Genomic DNA, 16,995 nt, shown 5'->3' with positions numbered 1-16,995 from the left:
GCCGTTTTCCCGGTCGTCGCCGGCCCGCCCCTCAGCGGCCGAGGGGACGACGGGGCAGGGGCGAGGAGTAGACGACGTTGGTCGTCACCGAGCCCAGCGCGCCGATCCTGCCGGACACCTCCTCCAGGTGGCGCATGGAGCGCGCGGCGACCTTGATGACGAAGCAGTCGTCGCCCGTCACATGGTGCGCCTCCAGGATCTCGGGCGTGGCGGCGACCAGGTCGTGGAACGGCTTGTAGTTGCCGTTCGGATAGCGCAGCCGGACGAAGGCGAGGATCGGCAGCCCCAGCCGGTCCGGGTCGATCACGGCCGCGTACCCCTGGATGACGCCCGCCTCCTCCAGCCGGCGCACCCGCTCGGTCACCGCGCTGGGCGACATCGACACCGCCCGCGCGAGCTCGGCGAAACTGGCCCGGCCCTCCCGCTGGAGGACGTCGAGGATGCGCCAGTCGGTGGCGTCCGGGGAAAACGCGGTCATGGCCGATGAATAGCAGGACGATCCCCGGCGGATCAAGAGGTGTGCCGTGGATCGTCACTTCAGGGCGGTGATCTCCGACCGTAGATTTCAGGCCGTCGAACCGATCCACGGAAGGACCCGACGATGCCCGCCTCCGCCGCCGCACCGGCCCCTGCCACGACCACGGCCCCCGTGACCTCCACGACCCCCGCGGCCGCCGTCGACCCCGTGCTCCGCGTGGCCCCCGCGGCCCCGGCCGAGGCCGCCGCCCACTTCCGGGCGAGCCTCGCCTTCCACACGGACGTGTCCGACGTCGCCGCCGCGCTCGCGGCCGGTGGCGAGAGGGGGTTCGTCGTGGTCGACTCCCGGTCCGCCGAGGCCTGGGACCAGGGACACGTCCCCGGCGCGGTCCACCTGCCGACGGCGCTGGTGCCCGAGCGGGCCGAGGCGCTGCTCGACCGGTCCGTCCCCGTCGTCGTCTACTGCTGGGGCCCCGGCTGCGACGGCGCCACCCGCGCCGCCCTCGCCCTCGCCGAACTCGGCTACCGGGTCAAGGAGATGCTCGGCGGCTTCGAGTACTGGGTGCGCGAGGGCTTCGCGTACGAGACCTGGCAGGGCGGCGAGCGCCGGACGGCGGACCCGCTGACGGCGCCGGCCGAGGGCGCCGACTGCGGCTGCTGAACCCCGGGCCCCGGGGCCCGGGGCCGAGGGGCTGAGAGGCCGAGGGGTCGAGAGCGACGATTCGAGGGCCGGACGCGCCTGGGGCGGGACGGCAGAGGGATCCGGGGCGGGACGGCCGGAGGAGTCGGGGCGGAACGGGAAGGCGACGGGAAGGGCGGCCGGGGTCCGGCCGCCCCTCCGCCGGGCTCAGAGCTGCGAGAGTTCGTCCACCAGGTCGTCCAGCCCCAGCGAGCCCTGGGACAGGGCCGCCATGTGCCAGGCCTTCGCGTCGAACGCGTCGCCGTGGCGCTTGCGGGCGTTCTCGCGGCCCAGCAGCCAGGCCCGTTCGCCCAGCTTGTAGCCGATCGCCTGGCCGGGCATGGACAGGTAGCGGATCAGCTCGCTCGCCACGAAGTCCCTCGGGCGGCTGCTGTGCGCGCCGAAGAACTCCAGCGCCAGTTCCGGCGTCCAGCGCTCACCCGGGTGGAACGGCGAGTCCGCCGGGATCTCCAGCTCCAGGTGCATGCCGATGTCGATGATGACGCGGACCGCGCGCATCATCTGCGCGTCGAGGTAGCCCAGCCGCCGCTCCGGGTCCGTGAGGAAGCCCAGTTCGTCCATCAGGCGCTCGGCGTACAGCGCCCAGCCCTCGGCGTTGGCGCTGACGTGGCCCACCGTCGCCTGGTAGCGCGAGAGGTTGTCCGCCACGTGCGCCCACTGGGCCAGCTGCAGGTGGTGACCGGGGACGCCCTCGTGGTACCACGTCGACACCAGGTCGTAGACCGGGAACCGGGTGTGCCCCATGGTCGGCAGCCAGGTGCGGCCCGGCCGGGAGAAGTCGGCGGACGGCGCGGTGTAGTACGGAGCGGCGGCGCCACCGGGCGGCGCGATGCAGGACTCCACCTTGCGCACCCGTTCCGCGAGCTCGAAGTGGGTGCCGTCGAGCGCTTCGATCGCCTCGTCCATCAGCCCCTGCAGCCAGGCGCGGACCTCGTCCACGCCCTCGATGTGCGTGCCGTGCCGGTCGAGGTGCGCGAGGGCCGTCCACGGGGTCTCGGCGCCCGGCAGGACCTTCTCGGCCTCCTTCCTCATCTCGCCGAGCAGCCGGTGGAACTCCGACCAGCCGTACGCGTACGCCTCGTCCAGGTCCAGGTCCGTGCCGTTGTAGAAGCGGGAGAAACGCGCATAGCGTTCGCGGCCGACCGTGTCCGGCGAGCCCTCGACCGCCGGCGCGTACACGTCGCGCATCCAGTCACGCAGTTCGAGGACGGCCGCGGTCGCCGCCCGGCCCGCCTCGTCCAGCTCCCCGCGCAGGCTCTCGGGACCACCGGCCGCGAAGTCCTCGAACCAGCCGCGGCCCTGGCCGGTGTCCGACCACTCGGTGAGCTGCTCGACGAAGGTGGCCGTCGGCTGCGGACCGCCGTACAGCTTGCGCTCCAGGCCGAGCGCCAGCGACTCGCGGTAGCCGCGCAGCGCCTGCGGAACGGCGCGCAGCCGCTCGACGACCGCCGCCCAGTCCTCGTCCGTGTCGGTGGGGGTGAGCGTGAAGACCTCGCGCACCGAGTGCACCGGACTGTGGATGTTGCTCACCGCCCGCAGCGCCTCGTCGGCCTCGTGCACGGCGAGTTCGGCGGTCAGGCGCTCCCGCAGCAGGCGGGCGCACCGGCGCTCGATCTCGCTGTCCGCGCCGGGCCGGCGCTCGGCCTCCTCCAGCCGGGCCAGCGTGGTGCGCGCCAGCTCGGCGAGCGCCTCCTGGCCGGCGGGGGAGGTGTCGGGCAGCTTGCTCGAACTCTCCTTGACGCCGAGGTAGGTACCGGTGATCGGATCGAGGGCGATGAGTTCGTCGACGTAGGCGTCGGCGACCTGACGGGGCAGCGGGCTCTTGGTCTCTGACATGCCGACCATCCTCGTACGAGCGCGCCCTCCGCGTCAGCCCGGTTACCGGACCGCCGGCGGTGTTCCGTCCGATATGCGGTCCTGTTTCGCCGAGAGCGTTGCCGCCGCGGTGCCCGGCGGGAGCAGCGGACCGCAGTCCCACTGCTGGAAGATGAGCCGGGTCTCCACCCGGGCCACCTCGCGGTGGGCCGTGAACTCGTCCAGCACCAGTCGCTGCAGGTCGGCCATGTCGGCGACCGCCACGTGGACGAGATAGTCGTCGGGTCCGGTCAGGTGGAAGACGGTGCGCGACTCCGGCAGCGACCGGATCCGCTCCACGAACGGCCCGACCAGTTCCCGCCGGTGCGGTCTGACCTGCACCGACAGCAGGGCCTCCAGACCCCGGCCCAGCTTGGCCGGATCGAGTCGCAGCTGGTGGCCGAGGATCACGCCCGAGCGGCGCAGCCGGTTCACCCGGTCCAGACACGTCGACGGCGCGACCCCCACCTGAGCGGCGAGGTCGCGGTAGGTGGTCCGGGCGTCGTTCTGCAGCAGCCGCAGCAGATGGAGATCCACCGGGTCCAGTACGACAGATTCGGCCATGTGGCGAACGTAGCACGGAGTTTACCGCCGCTCTCCCGCTCGGTGTTCACCCTTCGGGCATGGACACGCCCATGGACTCCGCGAGCCCGACCGCGTACGACGGCGTACGCCCCGCACCCAGAGCACTGGCCACCGAGGCCGTGCACGCAGGCCGTGAGGACCTCGCCCGGCAGGGACTGCACGCCCCGCCGATCGACCTGTCCACCACCTACCCCTCCTACGACAGCCGGGCCGAGGCCGCCCGCATCGACGCCTTCGCCGCCGACGGCGCCGAACTCGACGGGCCCCCGGTCTACGGGCGCCTCGGCAACCCGACCGTCGCCCGCTTCGAGACCGCGCTGGCCCGGCTGGAGGGCACCGAGGCCGCGGTCGCCTTCGCCAGCGGCATGGCCGCGCTCAGCGCGGTCCTCCTCGTCCGCTCCGCCATGGGTTTGCGGCACGTCGTCGCCGTGCGGCCCCTGTACGGCTGCAGCGACCACCTGCTGACCGCCGGGCTGCTCGGCAGCGAGGTGACGTGGACCGACCCGGCCGGCATCGCCGACGCGCTGCGGCCGGACACCGGACTGGTGATGGTGGAGTCGCCGGCCAACCCGACCCTGGCCGAGGTCGACCTGAGGGCCGTCGCCCACGCCTGCGGCTCGGTCCCGCTGCTCGCCGACAACACCTTCGCCACCCCCGTGCTCCAGCGTCCCGCGCGACTCGGCGCCCGGCTGGTGCTGCACAGCGCCACCAAGTACCTGGGCGGGCACGGCGACGTGATGGCCGGCGTCGTGGCCTGTGACGAGGAGCTGGCCGGGCGGCTGCGGCAGGTGCGGTTCGCCACCGGCGGGGTCCTGCACCCGCTCGCCGGCTACCTGCTGCTGCGCGGGCTGTCCACGCTGCCGGTCCGGGTGCGGGCCGCCTCCGCCGGCGCCGCGGAGCTGGCCGCACGGCTGGCGGCCGACCCGCGCGTCGCCCGGGTGCACTACCCGCGCATCGGCGGCGCGATGGTCTCCTTCGAGGTGCACGGCGACCCGCACGCGGTCATCGGCGGGGTCCGCCTGATCACGCCCGCCGTGAGCCTCGGCAGCGTCGACACCCTGATCCAGCACCCGGCCTCCATCAGCCACCGCATCGTGGACGCGGAGGACCGGCGGGGCGCCGGGGTCAGCGACCGGCTGCTGCGCCTGTCGGTGGGCCTGGAGGACGTCGACGACCTGTGGGCCGACCTGGACACGGCCCTGGGCCGGTCCCGCGCGGAGACGCCGGACGTCAAGGGACTGCATGAGGCGCTGAACTGAGAACGGCGCCGGCCCGGCGCGGGTCCGGTCGGCCTGCCGCCCGGACCCGGAGCCCGCCCGGCCCGGGGCGGGTGGACGAGGGGCGCGGCAGCGCGGTCCGGTGTCAGTCGGACAGGCGCGCGTCGCCGAACTCCCCCCGGAGGCCGCCGTCGTGCGGCAGCCGGGCGAGGACCGGGCGCTTGGCCAGACGGGCCGTGATGACCAAGGTGCCCTCCTCGATCTGGTAGTCCAGCGGGAGGCCGAGGGCGCGCATCGCGGCCACCATGCCGGTGTTCGACGCCTGGGTCACGGCGTACACGCTCGCGCAGCCCGCCTCGACGGCCATCGCCACCAGACGGCCGAGCAGTTCGGCGCCGATGCCGCGCCGCTGCCACTCGTCCTCGACGAGCAGCGCGACCTCCGTCTCGTCGCCGTCCCACAGCAGGTGTCCGAGGCCGACGATGCGCCCCGACGCGGTCTGTGCGGCGAGCGTGCGGCCGAAGCGCGGGCTGAGCAGGTGGTTCAGATAGCGGTCGGCGTCACCGACCGGCCCGTGGTAGCGCAGCCCGAGCGTCCGCGAAGAGCACCGCTCGTGCATCCGCACGGCCTCCGGCAGATCGCTCGTGTCCGCCCGGCGCACGGTGATCGCGTCGCCCTCGGGCAGGGTCAGCACGTCCTGGCCGGACGGGACGCGCGGGCCGAGCCGCGCGTCCAGCTCCACCAGGGCCCGGGCCCTGGCGAACTCGGTGGGGGTGAAGGGCAGGTACGCCCGCTCGACCGTGATCACCCCGCCCTCGGGCGCCCGCAGCCGCAGCACCGTGTCCTCCAGCACGCCCTCCGCGGGCACCTCCCCGGGGCCGTGACCGCCGCCCACCGGGCGGCCCGGCAGCGAGCGGATGGTGCATCGGCCCAGCAACTGGCGCAGCGCCAGCGGAAGTTCCGAAGCGTCCAGCGCCGTGCGCGTCGCCAGTCCCAGGACCCGCGTCGGCGCGTCCACCAGGTCGTGGGCGTCGGCCCGCTCGATCCACGTGTCGGCGCCGCCGGCCGACGCCACCACCCGGACGACCTCCGACGCCTCGACCCGGCCGGGCGCGCGCAGCAGGAACTCGTCCACGGTGCCCTCGGCCAGCGGATGCGTCTGCAGACTCAGGATGTCGACGTGCCGGGTGGCCAGGGCCGCGCACAGCGTGGCCAGCGACCCCGGCTCGTCCCTCACCGTCGTCCGCAGCCGCCACAGGGCGCTCGGCGCGGTCCCGCCGTGTGCCGCGGGGACGGGCGCGGACGGCCCGGCCTGCCGCCGTTCGCCGGCGGGCGGCCGGGCGCCGGTATCACCCACCGGGGGCGCGTGGCCGTGGTGCCTCGCCCACCAGGTGTGGAACGCCGCCGTGGCGATCAGCGCCAGCGCCGAGATCAGCAGCAGGGCCGGTCCGTCGGGCCCGTGGCCGATCAGGTTCGCCACACCGTCCGCCACCGCCACCGCCGTGAACAGCGCGGCGAGTTCGACCACGTCCCGCCGCCAGTGGTGCACCGGCCGGCCGTGCCTGGCCCGTGTCACATCAGACATTTCTCGAGTCATACGGCCACTGTGGAGGACGGGTGTTGCGTGGCCGCGAACGTCCTGTGACTTACTGGTAAAGCGTTGATTCGCCCCTTTGTTCGCGTTTGGGCCGGCATGGTGACGGCGACGGCCGGGGCGCGACCCCGTGGCCGCCGGCGCGCGGTCGGAGCACCGCACCCGAAGGGCACCGAACTCGAGGACGGTCGGCGCGGCGGGCGAACGGCGCGCCGCGCACCGGGGGATGACGCCGGTGCGCGGCCCGGCTGAAGGGTACGGGAGTCACCGCCCCGCCCGGTCGCCACGACCGCGCGCCGAGGACGGCGCCGTCCTGCCCGGCCGGCCGGACGGGCGGCTCAGCCGCCGGCCGCCTCCGCCATCAGCCGCACCCCCGCGCGGATCCGCGCGGGCGGAAGATGCGCGTACCCGAGGACCAGGCGCACGCCCCCGCCCGGCCCGCCGCCCTCGGCGACGCTCCCCTCGCCACCGTCGTGGGCCGCGACGCCCCCCGGACCCGCGTGCCGGTAAGCGGCCAGCGCCCGCACCGCGACGCCCGCCGCCGCCACCCGCGCGAGGAACCGCTCCTCGGGGCCGTACCGGCCGGGCAGTTCGGCGATGAGGTGCAGGCCCGCGGCGATCCCGGACAGCCGCGCGCCGGGGAAGTGCTCGGCGAGGGCGGTGACGAGGGCGTCCCGGCGCTCCCGGTAGGCGCGCTGGCAGCGGCGCAACTGCCGGTCGTAGTCGCCACGTTCGACGAAGTGGGCGAACAGCGCCTGGTCGAGGGTTGGATGACCGAGGTCCATGGTCAGTTTGCGCGCCACGATCTCGTCGGCCAGCGAGTCGGGCACGAGCAGCCAGCCCAGCCGCAGTCCCGGCGCCAGGGACTTGCTGATCGAGCCCGCGTAGACCACGCGCTCCGGATCGAGGCCCTGCAGCGCGCCCACCGGCGCCCGGTCGTAGCGGAAGTCGCCGTCGTAGTCGTCCTCGAAGAGGTAGCCGTCCACCGAGCGTGCCCAGTCGAGCAGTTCGGCACGGCGTCGCGCGGAACAGGCGATCCCGGTGGGGAACTGGTGCGCCGGTGTGGTCACCACGGCGCGCACGCCCGAGCGGCGCAGCGCGGCGAGGACCACCCCGTCTTCGTCCAGCGGCAGCGGAACGGTGCTGACGCCCGCCGCGGCGTACAGGGCGCTGTGCCGCGGACTTCCCGGGTCCTCGACACCGACGGCGCGCATCCCGCGCGAGCGGAGCACGGACCCGAGGAGGGCGGCGCCCTGGGCCACCCCGGAGACGATCACCAGGCGCTCCGGGTCCGCGACGGCGCCGCGGCGGCGGGCGAGCAGCCCGGCCAGGGCCGTGCGCAGCCGGGGCAGCCCGCGCGGGTCGGGATAGCCGAGGTCGTGGTGCGGCAGGCCGGCCAGCACCGAACGGTGCGCGGCCGCCCAGGCGGCCCGCGGGAACAGCGACAGGTCGGGCGTGCCGGGCACGAAGTCCGCGCGGGCGCCGGCCGAGCGGGGCGCCAGGTCACGCGCGCGCGTGCGCGCCGCCCGGGCCGCGCCGCCCACCCAGGTGCCCGCGCCGCGCCCGCTGCGCAGATAGCCCTCCGCCGTCAGCTGCTCGTACGCCTCCGTGATCAGCCCGCGCGACACACCGAGATCGGCGGCCAGGTCACGGCTGGAGGGCAGCCGGGTGCCCGGGACGAGCCGGCCCGAGCGGACCGCCTCGCGCAGCGCGTCCCGCAGGGAGCGGCCACGCGCGCGGGCCGGCGCCGTCGCGGCGGGCAGCAGCAGTTCCCAGGCGGCCGAGCCGGCGGCCCCGTCCGGATTGGTCCCCGATGACGTCATGGAAGTGGACCTTAAACCGGGCCGCCGCGCTCCCTAGCGTCGCTGCCATGAACGCCACCACCTCGCGCGGCGCCCTGCTCGCCGCACTCGCCTGCGTCCTCGTCGGCGGATCCTTCACCGCCAACAGCGTCCTCGGCCACTACCCTTACGCGGGTGGCCAGTTCCTGCGCTACGGCCTGGCCTGTCTGCTGCTCCTGCCGTTCGCCGGAGGGGACGCGGGCGCACGGCTGCGACGGCTCGGGCCCCGCCGATGGGGCCGGCTGGCGCTGCTGTCGGCGGTGGGCATGGTCGGTTTCAACCTGGCGGTCCTGGCCGCCGAGCGGACCGCCGAACCGGCGGTGCCGGGGGTCTTCGTGGGCTGTGCGCCGGTGGCCGTCGCGGTCCTCGTGCCGCTCCTGGAACGCCGCCGTCCGCAGCGGGCCGTGCTCCAGGGAGCGGCCCTGGTCGCGGCCGGGGCGCTGACCGTGCAGGGGTGGGGGCGGACCGACGGCGCCGGAATCGCCTTCTCCGCGTGCGCGCTGGCCGGTGAGGTCGGTTTCGCGGTCCTCGCGGTGCCCGTGCTGCGCCCCCTCGGACCCCGGCTGCTGTCCGCCGTGGTGTGCGGCGTCGCGGCCGTGGAGTCGGCGGTCGCGGGCGTCCTCCTGGACGGCGGCGCCTGGCTGCGGCTCCCCGGCGCGGGCGAGGCCGCCGCGCTGGTGTGGCAGGCGGCCGTCGTCACCGTCGTCGGCTTCGTGTGCTGGTACATGGGCATGCAGCGGATCGGCGCCGAGCGCGCCACCCTCTTCTCCGGGCTCATCCCCGTCTCGGCCGCCTGCACCGCGCCCCTGGTCGGCACCGGCTCCTACGGGATCGCGCAGGCGGCGGGCAGCGCCCTGGTGGGGGCCGGCGTGGCCCTGGGGTCCGGCGCGCTGCAGCGCGCCGGACGCCGCCGGTCAGCGGCTGCCGTCGAGGAGCACGCGCGCGACCAGCGCGGGGTCGTCGTTCATGGGGACGTGTCCGCAGCCGGGCAGCCGCACCAGCCGGGCGTGCGGGACCGTCTGCTTGGCGCGCACACCCTGCCGGCGCACGAGCAGGCGGTCCTTGCTGCCCCAGGCGACGGTGACCGGGATGCCGGGAACGTCGTGCGCGAACCGCACGTCGACGCCCGCGCGGAGGGTCTCCTCGAACCCGGAGGCCCGCGCCAGGGCCAGGGTCTCGGCGACCACGGCCTCGGGTGAACGGCGGGCGGGCCGGGCGTAGATGGTGCTCGTCAGGACGGTCCGGCCGGCCGCCGTGCGGGACAGCCGCTCCACCAGCGGCAGCGGCGTGCGCTGGGCGATCCCCCGCATCGCCTGGAGCACGCCGAACGCGTAGCGCCGTTCGGCCTCGGTCCAGAAACCGGCCGGGGACAGGGCGGTCACGGACCGGGCGAGCCCCGCACGGCCCAGCTCCAGGGCCAGCAGGCCGCCCAGCGAGTTGCCCGCGACGTGGGGCCGGCCGATCTCCAGGGCCTCGCACAGGGCGCCGAGCGCGGTGTTCACCGTCGGCAGGTCGTGCCGGAGCCCGTCCGGCAGCGCGGGCGAGGCGCCGAAGCCGGGCAGGTCCACGCTGATCACGTCGCGTTCGGACGCGATGAGGTGGATCACCGGGTCCCAGGCCTGACGGTGGTGGCCGATGCCGTGCAGCAGGAGCAGGGGCTCGCCGGTGCCCACGCGCGCGTAGGAGAGCGTCACGGTCTGCGGACCGTGCGCGGAGGGGACCTTGAAGGAGACGGTGGCGGACATGGATGCTCCTCGTCGGGGATCACGGACGGACGCAGGGTAGACAGCTTGTCAGCAATCACTACCGACGGGTAGCCCCCAGGGTCCGTCGGCCTCTTCGCGCCCGGCGCGGCCCCGGCCGGCCGCGTGGCGGGCCGGGGCGGGGCGCCGAGGCACGGCCGGAAGCGGCGGCCGGGGCGGGGAGCGCGGCCGCAGGAACGCCCCGGACCTGTCCGCCCGCCTCCCGGAGGCCGACGGCGGCCCCGCCGTGCTCACGCTGTCCGGCGGCAGACCCGGCAGCCTGTTCCGGGCGGACGTGGCGGACGGCCGTTTCCAGACACTCCGCATCACCCAGAACCGGGACAAACCCGCTCTCCTGGCGGCCGCCTGAACTCCGGGACCGGACTTCCCGTCCGTCCGGCACGAGCCCCCGTCCGCACCGCGGCGGGGGCTTCGCCGTGATGTCACGAGTGCGACGCCGTGCGAACGCCCCGTGAACGCTGTGCGGCACGGAGGCCCTCGGCCGCGCACGCGGCCGAGGATTGGTCTTGACCAAGGGTGGGGGCGGCCCTATCGTCGCAGATAAGTACAACAACCTTTAATAAACAAGGGCGCTAAACGCCGCCGGACTACGGCGATTGCGGAGGACAGGGTGGGGAGCACTCAGCTGGAAACGGTGCCGGAGCCGAAGTACTGGCATCTCAAGACCGTGCTCAGTGAGGCACTGGACTCCGAGTTCGCGGTCGGCGAGATCCTGCCCAACGAGCGGGAACTGGCCGCCCGCTTCGGCGTGGCCCGCGCCACGCTCCGCCAGGCGCTGGAGCAGCTGGAGCTGGAGGGCAGACTGCAGCGCCGCCGCGGCGTCGGCACGACGGTCGCGCCGCCGCGCGTGGGCGTGGCGGTCGGCACCGAGCAGCACGCCTGGCCGGGAGCGGCCGGAGACGCCTGGCACCCCGTGGACTGCGTGCAGGCCGTCCCGCCGTCCGCCGTCGCCGACATCCTGGAGACCGACCGGGACCAGCCCGTGCACACGGTGCGCCGGTCCCGGATGAGCCACGGCCAGCCGGTCGCGGCCGAACTCCTCTACATCCCGGCGTCCTCGGTGCCCGGCCTGACGGCGATCGACGCCCCGTCCGGTCCGGCGCGCGCGCGTGCCGTGCTGCGCGAGCTGCAGCACCTGGAACTGGAGGGCCAGGACCGCGCCGTGGAACTCGGCTCGGCCCGCGCCGACGACGCCAAGGAACTCGACCGCCTGCCGGGCGCGCCCGTCCTCGTCGTCACCGCCCGCTTCGTCGCCGGGGGCCGGACCGCCGCGCTGTCCGTGGCCACCTACCGCGCCGACACCTGCCGGCTGACCTTCGGGGACTCCGGGGGCGTGGAGATCCACCACGGACCCGAGCGCCGGGCCTCCTGACACCGCCCGCCGCCCGATCCGCCCGAGCGGCGACGACACCCGCCGCGCCCCTGACCCGTCCGGGGCGCGGCGGTCTCGTACCGGGCACGCCGGAACCCGCGGGGCGCGGGCGTCCGGATGCCCGCGCCGCGACGGACCGTACGCCCGCCGGGCGTCCGACGGCCGCGCGAGGACGGAACCGGCCCTCGGACGAGTGAGGACGGGCCGGGGGCGGGGCTCAGCGGCGGGCCGTCGCCGTGCCCTCCACCGCGAAGAGCTGTTCCTCCACGTGGTCGAGGGCCAGACGTACGGCGCCCGTCGCCACGACCGCCTCGCCCAGCAGGGAGAGAGTGACCTGGGGCGGCCGCAGACAGTAGCGGGCCAGCTCGCGGCGCAGCGGTTCCAGCACACCGTCCAGCCCGGCCGCCCACCCGCCGATGACCACCAGTTCCGGGTCCAGGGCCAGCACCAGCGCCGCCACGTCGTGGACGAGCCGCTGGATGTAGCGGTCCACGGCCGCCAGGGCCCGCTGGTCGCCCTCGCGGGCCAGCGCGAAGACCGCCGCCACCGCCTGCTCGTCCAGCGGGTGCAGCGGCTCGTCCGTGGTCGACAGCAGCGTCTCGGGGGTCGCCTCCCGGCCCAGCAGGTGCAGCGCGCCGATCTCGCCGGCCGCCCCGCCGTACCCCCGGTGCAGCCGGCCGCCGATCAGCGAGCCGGCGCCCGGACTCAGCCCGGCCAGCACGAACACCACGTCGTCGGACTCGGTGGCGGCGCCCTTCCAATGCTCGGCGACCGCCGCCGCGTTGGCGTCGTTCTCGACGAGGACCGGGCACTTGAAGGACCGGCTCAGCCGTTCGCCCAGGTTCAGGCCCGTCCACCCGGGCAGCGCGGTGCCCAGCCGTACGGTGCCGCCCGCGTCGACGATGCCCGGTGTGCCGACGCCGACGGCCCGCAGCGAGCTGCGCGGCACCCCGGCCCGGCGCAGCAGCTCGGCGACAGCGGTGCGCAGCCGTTCCAGGCGTTCGTCAGCGGCGGCGGTCTCGTCCACCTCCTTGGCCTGGGCGCCGACCACCCGGCCGTCGAGGTCGGCCAGCAGCGCGGCGACCCGGTGGGGGCCGATCTCCAGACCGAGCAGATGCCCGGCCTCGGCGCGGAAGCGGAACCGCCGCGCGGGCCGTCCCTGCCGTCGGGCGGCGCCCTCCTCGGCCGCCGTCTCGATGACGAGGCCGGCTCCGATCAGGTCGTCGACGACGCCCTCGACCGTGGGCCGGGACAGCCCGGTCACCCGCGTGATCTCCGTGAGCGTCGCACAGTCGGTGGCGCGCAGCGCGTGCAGCACCACCGCGGAATTGATCCTCCGCAGCAGCGAGGGGTCCCCGCCGGTCAGCCGCCCCAACGTCCGTCCTCCCAGCTCGTGCGCGTGTGGGGCGGATGCTACTCGGCCAGGGCGGGGGCGGCGAGCGCCGGGGACCGGTGGAGCGGGCCGGGGCGCCCGCAGGTCCTGGGCGCCGGGCCCGCGTGACGCCCCCGCGGGCCCGGCGGGACACCGGAGCCCGGGGCCCCGCCGGGCCCGCGGGCGGCCGGTACGGGTGCTGACGCGCCGCCAATTGTCAGTGGTGGCCGCTTTACTGAAACGCATGGGACGCGAGGAAGGCATGGACATCGCGAAGGCGCTCGCCGTGATCGACCGGCTGTGCTCCGGGGCGTTCCCCGCCGAGCACGTCCGGACGGACACCGGCGTCGCCGGGCCCGGTTACGGGACGGCCGAGCTGGCGACGAGCGAGGACTTCTGGGAGGACGACGGCACCCGGCGGGAGGAGGCGGCCGAGCAGTACGAGTGCGACCGGGACGGCCTGGGGGAGCGTCTCACCCGACGCTGGGGGCCGCCCCAGGTGTTCAGCCTGTACAGCGTGTGCGTGCGGAGCATGGAGGGGGAGGACGTGCCCGAGCCGTGGGGCGGCCTCAGCGGGCACGTGCCGGACGTCCAGCTGTGGAGGTCGGCCGAGGACGGCCGGTGGATAGCGCTTGGGGTCTCCCAGTGGGACAAGGAATGGCCGTTCCAGCTGCTCGCGGTCGTCACCGACGTCGACCCGCCCTGACCGGCCCCCGGGGCCGCTCGCGTCACTCGATGTCGAGCCGCGCGGCCGGCGGCCGTCACTCGTCCGCGGGCGCCTCGTGGCCGTCCCTCGCCGCCGTTCGCAGCCGGGCGAACTCCTGCGCCATCGTCTCGGCCGTCCAGTGCGCGTTCAGCCCGCTCGGGTTGGGCAGCACCCATACGCGGGTGCCGCCGATCGCCCGTTCCTGCGGGCCCACTTGGGCCTTGCGGTCGCCGAAGGCGGCCCGGTACGCGGTGACGCCGACGACCGCGAGCCACCGGGGCCGCAGCCGTGCCACCTTCAGCGCCAGCAGTCGGCCGCCCTCCAGGTACTCCTCGCGCGTCAGTTCGTCGGCGCGGGCCGTGGCGCGGGCGACGACGTTGGTGATGCCGAGCCCGTACGACAGCAACTCGCCCTGTTCGGCGGGCCTCAGCAGCCGCGGGGTGAATCCCGACCGGTGCAGCACCGGCCAGAAGCGGTTGCCGGGCCGGGCGAAGTGGTGGCCCGTCGCGGCCGTCGTCAGCCCCGGGTTGATACCGCAGAAGAGCACGCTCAGGCCGTCCGCGACCAGGTCGGGGACCAGACGGTCGCGGGCGGCCTGAAGCTCCGCGGGGGTGAAGCGGGTCAGAGGATCGCCCCCGGCGCGTAGGCCGCGGCCTCCGGGTGCTGCTTGACGATCTCCTCGATCCGCCCGACGACCACGCCGACCTGGTCGGCGGCCGCGCCGGTGAAGGACAGCTTGTCCGCCATCAGGGCTTCCAGCTGCGCGCGGTCCAGGGGCAGGCGCTCGTCGGCGGCGAGCTTGTCGAGCAGGTCGTTGCGCTCGGCGCCCCGCTCCCGCATCGCGAGCGCGGTGGCGACGGCGTTCTCCTTGATCGCCTCGTGGGCCACCTCGCGGCCGACGCCGGCCCGCACCGCGCCCATGAGCACCTTGGTCGTCGCCAGGAACGGGAGGTAGCGGTCCAGCTCCCGGGCGATCACCGCGGGGAAGGCGCCGAACTCGTCGAGCACCGTCAGGAACGTCTCCAGCAGACCGTCCAGCGCGAAGAACGCGTCCGGCAGCGCGACCCGGCGCACCACCGAGCAGGACACGTCGCCCTCGTTCCACTGGTCGCCCGCCAGCTCGCCCGTCATCGAGGCGTAGCCGCGCAGGATCACCATGAGGCCGTTGACGCGCTCGCAGGAGCGGGTGTTCATCTTGTGCGGCATCGCCGAGGAGCCCACCTGGCCCGGCTTGAAGCCCTCGGTGACCAGCTCGTTGCCGGCCATCAGCCGGATCGTCTTGGCCAGCGAGGAGGGCGCTGCCGCCAGCTGCACCAGCGCGGTGACGACCTCGTAGTCCAGGGAGCGCGGATAGACCTGGCCGACCGAGGTGAACGCCTGCGAGAAGCCGAGGTGGTGGGCGACGCGCCCCTCCAGCTCGGCCAGCTTCGCCGCGTCGCCGCCGAGCAGGTCCAGCATGTCCTGGGCGGTGCCGACCGGACCCTTCACGCCGCGCAGCGGGTAGCGGCCGAGCAGCTCCTCGACACGGCCGTGGGCCACCAGCAGCTCGTCGGCGGCGGTGGCGAAACGCTTGCCCAGGGTGGTGGCCTGCGCGGCCACGTTGTGCGAGCGGCCGGCCATGACCAGCTCGCCGTGCTCGGCCGCCAGCTTCGCCAGCCGCGCCAGCACGGCGACCGTGCGGTCGCGCACCAGCTCCAGGGAGAGCCGGATCTGCAGCTGCTCGACGTTCTCCGTCAGGTCGCGCGAGGTCATGCCCTTGTGGACCTGCTCGTGCCCGGCGAGGTCGTTGAACTCCTCGATGCGGGCCTTCACGTCGTGCCGCGTGACCTTCTCGCGCTCGGCGATCGAGGCCAGGTCGACCTGGTCCAGGACCCGCTCGTAGTCGGCGAGGGCGGCGTCCGGCACCTCGATGCCGAGGTCCTTCTGGGCGCGCAGCACGGCGAGCCAGAGCTGCCGCTCCAGCCTCACCTTCTGCTCGGGCGACCAGAGCATGGCGAGCTCGGTGGAGGCGTAGCGTCCGGCGAGGACGTTCGGGATGCGGGGCTTGGCGGGCGCAGAAGTCACGTGACCAGAGTCTACTGGCGATTCGTGCAGGCCAGCGCCGCGGGGCTGTTCGTCGGAAGCTACGAGGGTCCGGCAGGGCGTCCGGGCCCGGGACTCGTCCGGGCCCCGGCCCCGGCAGCCCGGCCGGTGCCCGAGCCCGCACGGGACCTGGCGGCGCGCAAACGCGCGGGACGGCCGGCCGCGAGCCGTGCCGGACGCGGTCAGGCGCCCGGATCCGCGGGAGGCGCCCGGTGCCCGGTGATCGGTGCTCGGGGGCGCGGCGGATGCGGGGGCCGTGGAGCCAAGGCGGGTGCCCGGGCCGCGCGGGGCCCGGCCCTCGTGGTTCGGGGGCTGTGCAGATGCGGCGCATGTGCGGGCCGCGGGGCGACGGCGGGCGCCCGGGCCCGCGGGAGGCGCCCGGTGCCCGGTGCCGAGGGCTGCGGGGGCGCGGCGGATGCGGGGGCCGTGGAGCCATGGCGGGTGCGAGCCACGCGGGGCCCAGGCACCGTGGCTCGGGGCTGCCGGCCGCGGCGCATGGGCGGGCCGTCTGGACGCGGTGGCCGACCGGTTCGCGGGAGACGTGCCGGAAGCACGGGAGGCGCGGCCGGTGCCGCCGTCGCGCTACGCGGGTTCCGCGTCGGCCGCCGACCGCGCCAGGTCCTCGTACGGCAGCAGTTCGGGCCGCTTGGCGGGTCGGCCGTCGCCGGAGGAGCGGCCGGTCAGCCGCCGGCCTATCCAGGGCAGCAGGTGCTCCCGGGCGAAACGGGCGTCGGCGGCCCGGCGGTCGGCCCAGCCCGGCCGCGCGGAGGCGGGCATCGGCGTGCGCCACTCGGTGTCCTCCGGCTCGTACCCGAGCGCCTGCCACACGGCCTCAGCGACCCGGCGGTGCCCCTCGGCCGTCAGGTGCAGCCGGTCCACGCCCCACAGGCGCGGGTCGGCCAGCGACGGCGCGCCGTACAGGTCGACGACCACCGCCCCGTGCCGTCGCGCGAGGTCGTCCAGGCAGGCGTACAGCGCCTCCATGCGCGGCCGGAACCGCTCCAGGACGGGCCCCTGCCGGCCCGGGCTGCGCATCAGCACCAGCTGTCCGCACGACGGCGCGAGCCGCTCCACCGCCTCCGTCAGCAGCCCCCGCACCCGGCCCATGTCGCACTTGGGCCGCAGGGTGTCGTTGAGTCCGCCCACCAGCGTCACCACATCGGCCTTCATGGCCGCGGCCGCCTCGACCTGCTCGTCGACGATCTGCCCGATGAGCTTGCCGCGCACGGCGAGGTTGGCGTACCGGAAGCCGGGCGTGCGGGCGGCCATCCGCCCGGCCAGGACGTCGGCCCAGCCCCGGTAGGAGCCGTCGGGCAGCTGATCCGACATGCCCTCGGTGAACGAGTCGCCGACCGCGACCAGACTGGTGTGTGTGGGATTCGTCTGCATGGCGTGAGCGATGGTAACCCGCCGGACCGACCGCATACCAAGC

At 75.2% G+C, this 16,995-nt stretch carries 14 protein-coding genes and 1 pseudogene; 5 read left to right on the top strand and 10 right to left on the bottom strand.

Going from position 1 to position 16,995, the window contains the following annotated elements:
• Positions 1-31: 31 nt before the first annotated feature.
• Positions 32-478, bottom strand: a complete 447-nt coding sequence (locus ACH5A8_RS16085; protein WP_399002252.1) for an Lrp/AsnC family transcriptional regulator — start codon at positions 476-478, stop codon at positions 32-34.
• 123 nt (positions 479-601) lie between these two features.
• Between ACH5A8_RS16085 and ACH5A8_RS16080 the strand changes: the two genes are divergently transcribed.
• On the top strand, positions 602-1,138 hold the full coding sequence (locus ACH5A8_RS16080; protein ID WP_399002250.1) for a rhodanese-like domain-containing protein: 537 nt from the start codon (positions 602-604) through the stop codon (positions 1,136-1,138).
• 186 nt (positions 1,139-1,324) lie between these two features.
• Here ACH5A8_RS16080 and ACH5A8_RS16075 read toward each other — a convergent pair whose 3' ends face one another.
• Both ACH5A8_RS16075 and ACH5A8_RS16070 read right to left on the bottom strand, forming a co-directional pair.
• A complete protein-coding gene (locus ACH5A8_RS16075) occupies positions 1,325-3,013 on the bottom strand; it encodes a DUF885 domain-containing protein (RefSeq protein WP_399002248.1) in 1,689 nt (562 codons plus the stop codon).
• Between the two features lie 42 nt (positions 3,014-3,055).
• Entirely contained in the window at positions 3,056-3,595 is a 540-nt protein-coding gene (locus ACH5A8_RS16070) for an Lrp/AsnC family transcriptional regulator (RefSeq protein WP_399002246.1), read from the bottom strand.
• Between the two features lie 71 nt (positions 3,596-3,666).
• Here ACH5A8_RS16070 and ACH5A8_RS16065 point away from each other — a divergent pair, with 71 nt between their 5' ends.
• Positions 3,667-4,875 carry a trans-sulfuration enzyme family protein gene (locus ACH5A8_RS16065; RefSeq protein ID WP_399002419.1) on the top strand — a complete coding sequence of 403 codons (1,209 nt, stop codon included), beginning with the start codon at positions 3,667-3,669 and terminating at the stop codon, positions 4,873-4,875.
• Between the two features lie 103 nt (positions 4,876-4,978).
• Here the strand turns inward: ACH5A8_RS16065 and ACH5A8_RS16060 are convergent, their stop codons facing one another.
• Together ACH5A8_RS16060 and ACH5A8_RS16055 are read right to left on the bottom strand one after the other, a co-directional pair.
• A complete protein-coding gene (locus ACH5A8_RS16060) occupies positions 4,979-6,418 on the bottom strand; it encodes a GNAT family N-acetyltransferase (protein ID WP_399002244.1) in 1,440 nt (479 codons plus the stop codon).
• 347 nt (positions 6,419-6,765) lie between these two features.
• Positions 6,766-8,250: a PLP-dependent aminotransferase family protein gene (locus tag ACH5A8_RS16055; RefSeq protein ID WP_399002242.1), complete on the bottom strand. Its 1,485-nt coding sequence runs from the start codon at positions 8,248-8,250 to the stop codon at positions 6,766-6,768.
• On the opposite strand from ACH5A8_RS16055, the pseudogene ACH5A8_RS16050 reads away from it, so the two are divergent.
• Positions 8,241-9,086: pseudogene (locus ACH5A8_RS16050) on the top strand (DMT family transporter); the annotation flags it as partial. The gene ACH5A8_RS16055 and the pseudogene ACH5A8_RS16050 sit on opposite strands and share 10 nt — an antisense overlap.
• 96 nt (positions 9,087-9,182) lie before the next feature.
• Here ACH5A8_RS16050 and ACH5A8_RS16045 read toward each other — a convergent pair.
• A complete protein-coding gene (locus ACH5A8_RS16045; RefSeq protein ID WP_399002240.1) occupies positions 9,183-10,013 on the bottom strand; it encodes an alpha/beta fold hydrolase in 831 nt (276 codons plus the stop codon).
• Between the two features lie 628 nt (positions 10,014-10,641).
• Here ACH5A8_RS16045 and ACH5A8_RS16040 point away from each other — a divergent pair.
• Positions 10,642-11,403 (top strand): GntR family transcriptional regulator, encoded by a 762-nt coding sequence (locus ACH5A8_RS16040; protein ID WP_399002238.1) that lies wholly within the window; start codon positions 10,642-10,644, stop codon positions 11,401-11,403.
• Positions 11,404-11,620: 217 nt separating this feature from the next.
• Here the strand turns inward: ACH5A8_RS16040 and ACH5A8_RS16035 are convergent, their stop codons facing one another.
• Positions 11,621-12,778: an ROK family transcriptional regulator gene (locus ACH5A8_RS16035; RefSeq protein WP_399002236.1), complete on the bottom strand. Its 1,158-nt coding sequence runs from the start codon at positions 12,776-12,778 to the stop codon at positions 11,621-11,623.
• 259 nt (positions 12,779-13,037) lie between these two features.
• On the opposite strand from ACH5A8_RS16035, the gene ACH5A8_RS16030 reads away from it, so the two are divergent.
• Entirely contained in the window at positions 13,038-13,481 is a 444-nt protein-coding gene (locus ACH5A8_RS16030) for a hypothetical protein (protein WP_399002417.1), read from the top strand.
• 55 nt (positions 13,482-13,536) lie between these two features.
• Here ACH5A8_RS16030 and mug read toward each other — a convergent pair whose 3' ends face one another.
• The 3 genes from mug to ACH5A8_RS16015 all read right to left on the bottom strand — a co-directional run bounded on the left by mug (position 13,537) and on the right by ACH5A8_RS16015 (position 16,952).
• Entirely contained in the window at positions 13,537-14,106 is a 570-nt protein-coding gene (mug, locus tag ACH5A8_RS16025) for a G/U mismatch-specific DNA glycosylase (RefSeq protein WP_399002415.1), read from the bottom strand.
• Positions 14,103-15,545 carry an adenylosuccinate lyase gene (purB, locus tag ACH5A8_RS16020; RefSeq protein WP_399002234.1) on the bottom strand — a complete coding sequence of 481 codons (1,443 nt, stop codon included), beginning with the start codon at positions 15,543-15,545 and terminating at the stop codon, positions 14,103-14,105. The genes mug and purB overlap by 4 nt, the downstream gene beginning before the upstream one ends.
• Before the next feature lie 600 nt (positions 15,546-16,145).
• Positions 16,146-16,952: an SGNH/GDSL hydrolase family protein gene (locus tag ACH5A8_RS16015; protein ID WP_399002232.1), complete on the bottom strand. Its 807-nt coding sequence runs from the start codon at positions 16,950-16,952 to the stop codon at positions 16,146-16,148.
• Between the last annotated feature and the right edge of the window lie 43 nt (positions 16,953-16,995).

Source organism: Streptomyces sp. NPDC018610, from assembly GCF_044391765.1.
Classification (GTDB): Bacteria; Actinomycetota; Actinomycetes; order Streptomycetales; family Streptomycetaceae; genus Streptomyces.
The sequence above is the reverse complement of the archived record's forward strand: the minus strand, read 5'-3'. Positions and strand labels throughout refer to the sequence as shown.

What these genes read in the sequence shown, in the direction of transcription:
- ACH5A8_RS16055 (WP_399002242.1), bottom strand. Translation starts at nt 8,250, where the DNA reads ATGACGTCATCGGGGACCAATCCGGACGGGGCCGCCGGCTCGGCCGCC.
- ACH5A8_RS16015 (WP_399002232.1), bottom strand. Translation starts at nt 16,952, where the DNA reads ATGCAGACGAATCCCACACACACCAGTCTGGTCGCGGTCGGCGACTCG.
- ACH5A8_RS16060 (WP_399002244.1), bottom strand. Translation starts at nt 6,418, where the DNA reads ATGTCTGATGTGACACGGGCCAGGCACGGCCGGCCGGTGCACCACTGG.
- ACH5A8_RS16080 (WP_399002250.1), top strand. Translation starts at nt 602, where the DNA reads ATGCCCGCCTCCGCCGCCGCACCGGCCCCTGCCACGACCACGGCCCCC.
- ACH5A8_RS16030 (WP_399002417.1), top strand. Translation starts at nt 13,038, where the DNA reads ATGGACATCGCGAAGGCGCTCGCCGTGATCGACCGGCTGTGCTCCGGG.
- ACH5A8_RS16085 (WP_399002252.1), bottom strand. Translation starts at nt 478, where the DNA reads ATGACCGCGTTTTCCCCGGACGCCACCGACTGGCGCATCCTCGACGTC.
- ACH5A8_RS16075 (WP_399002248.1), bottom strand. Translation starts at nt 3,013, where the DNA reads ATGTCAGAGACCAAGAGCCCGCTGCCCCGTCAGGTCGCCGACGCCTAC.
- ACH5A8_RS16070 (WP_399002246.1), bottom strand. Translation starts at nt 3,595, where the DNA reads ATGGCCGAATCTGTCGTACTGGACCCGGTGGATCTCCATCTGCTGCGG.
- ACH5A8_RS16065 (WP_399002419.1), top strand. Translation starts at nt 3,667, where the DNA reads ATGGACTCCGCGAGCCCGACCGCGTACGACGGCGTACGCCCCGCACCC.
- ACH5A8_RS16045 (WP_399002240.1), bottom strand. Translation starts at nt 10,013, where the DNA reads ATGTCCGCCACCGTCTCCTTCAAGGTCCCCTCCGCGCACGGTCCGCAG.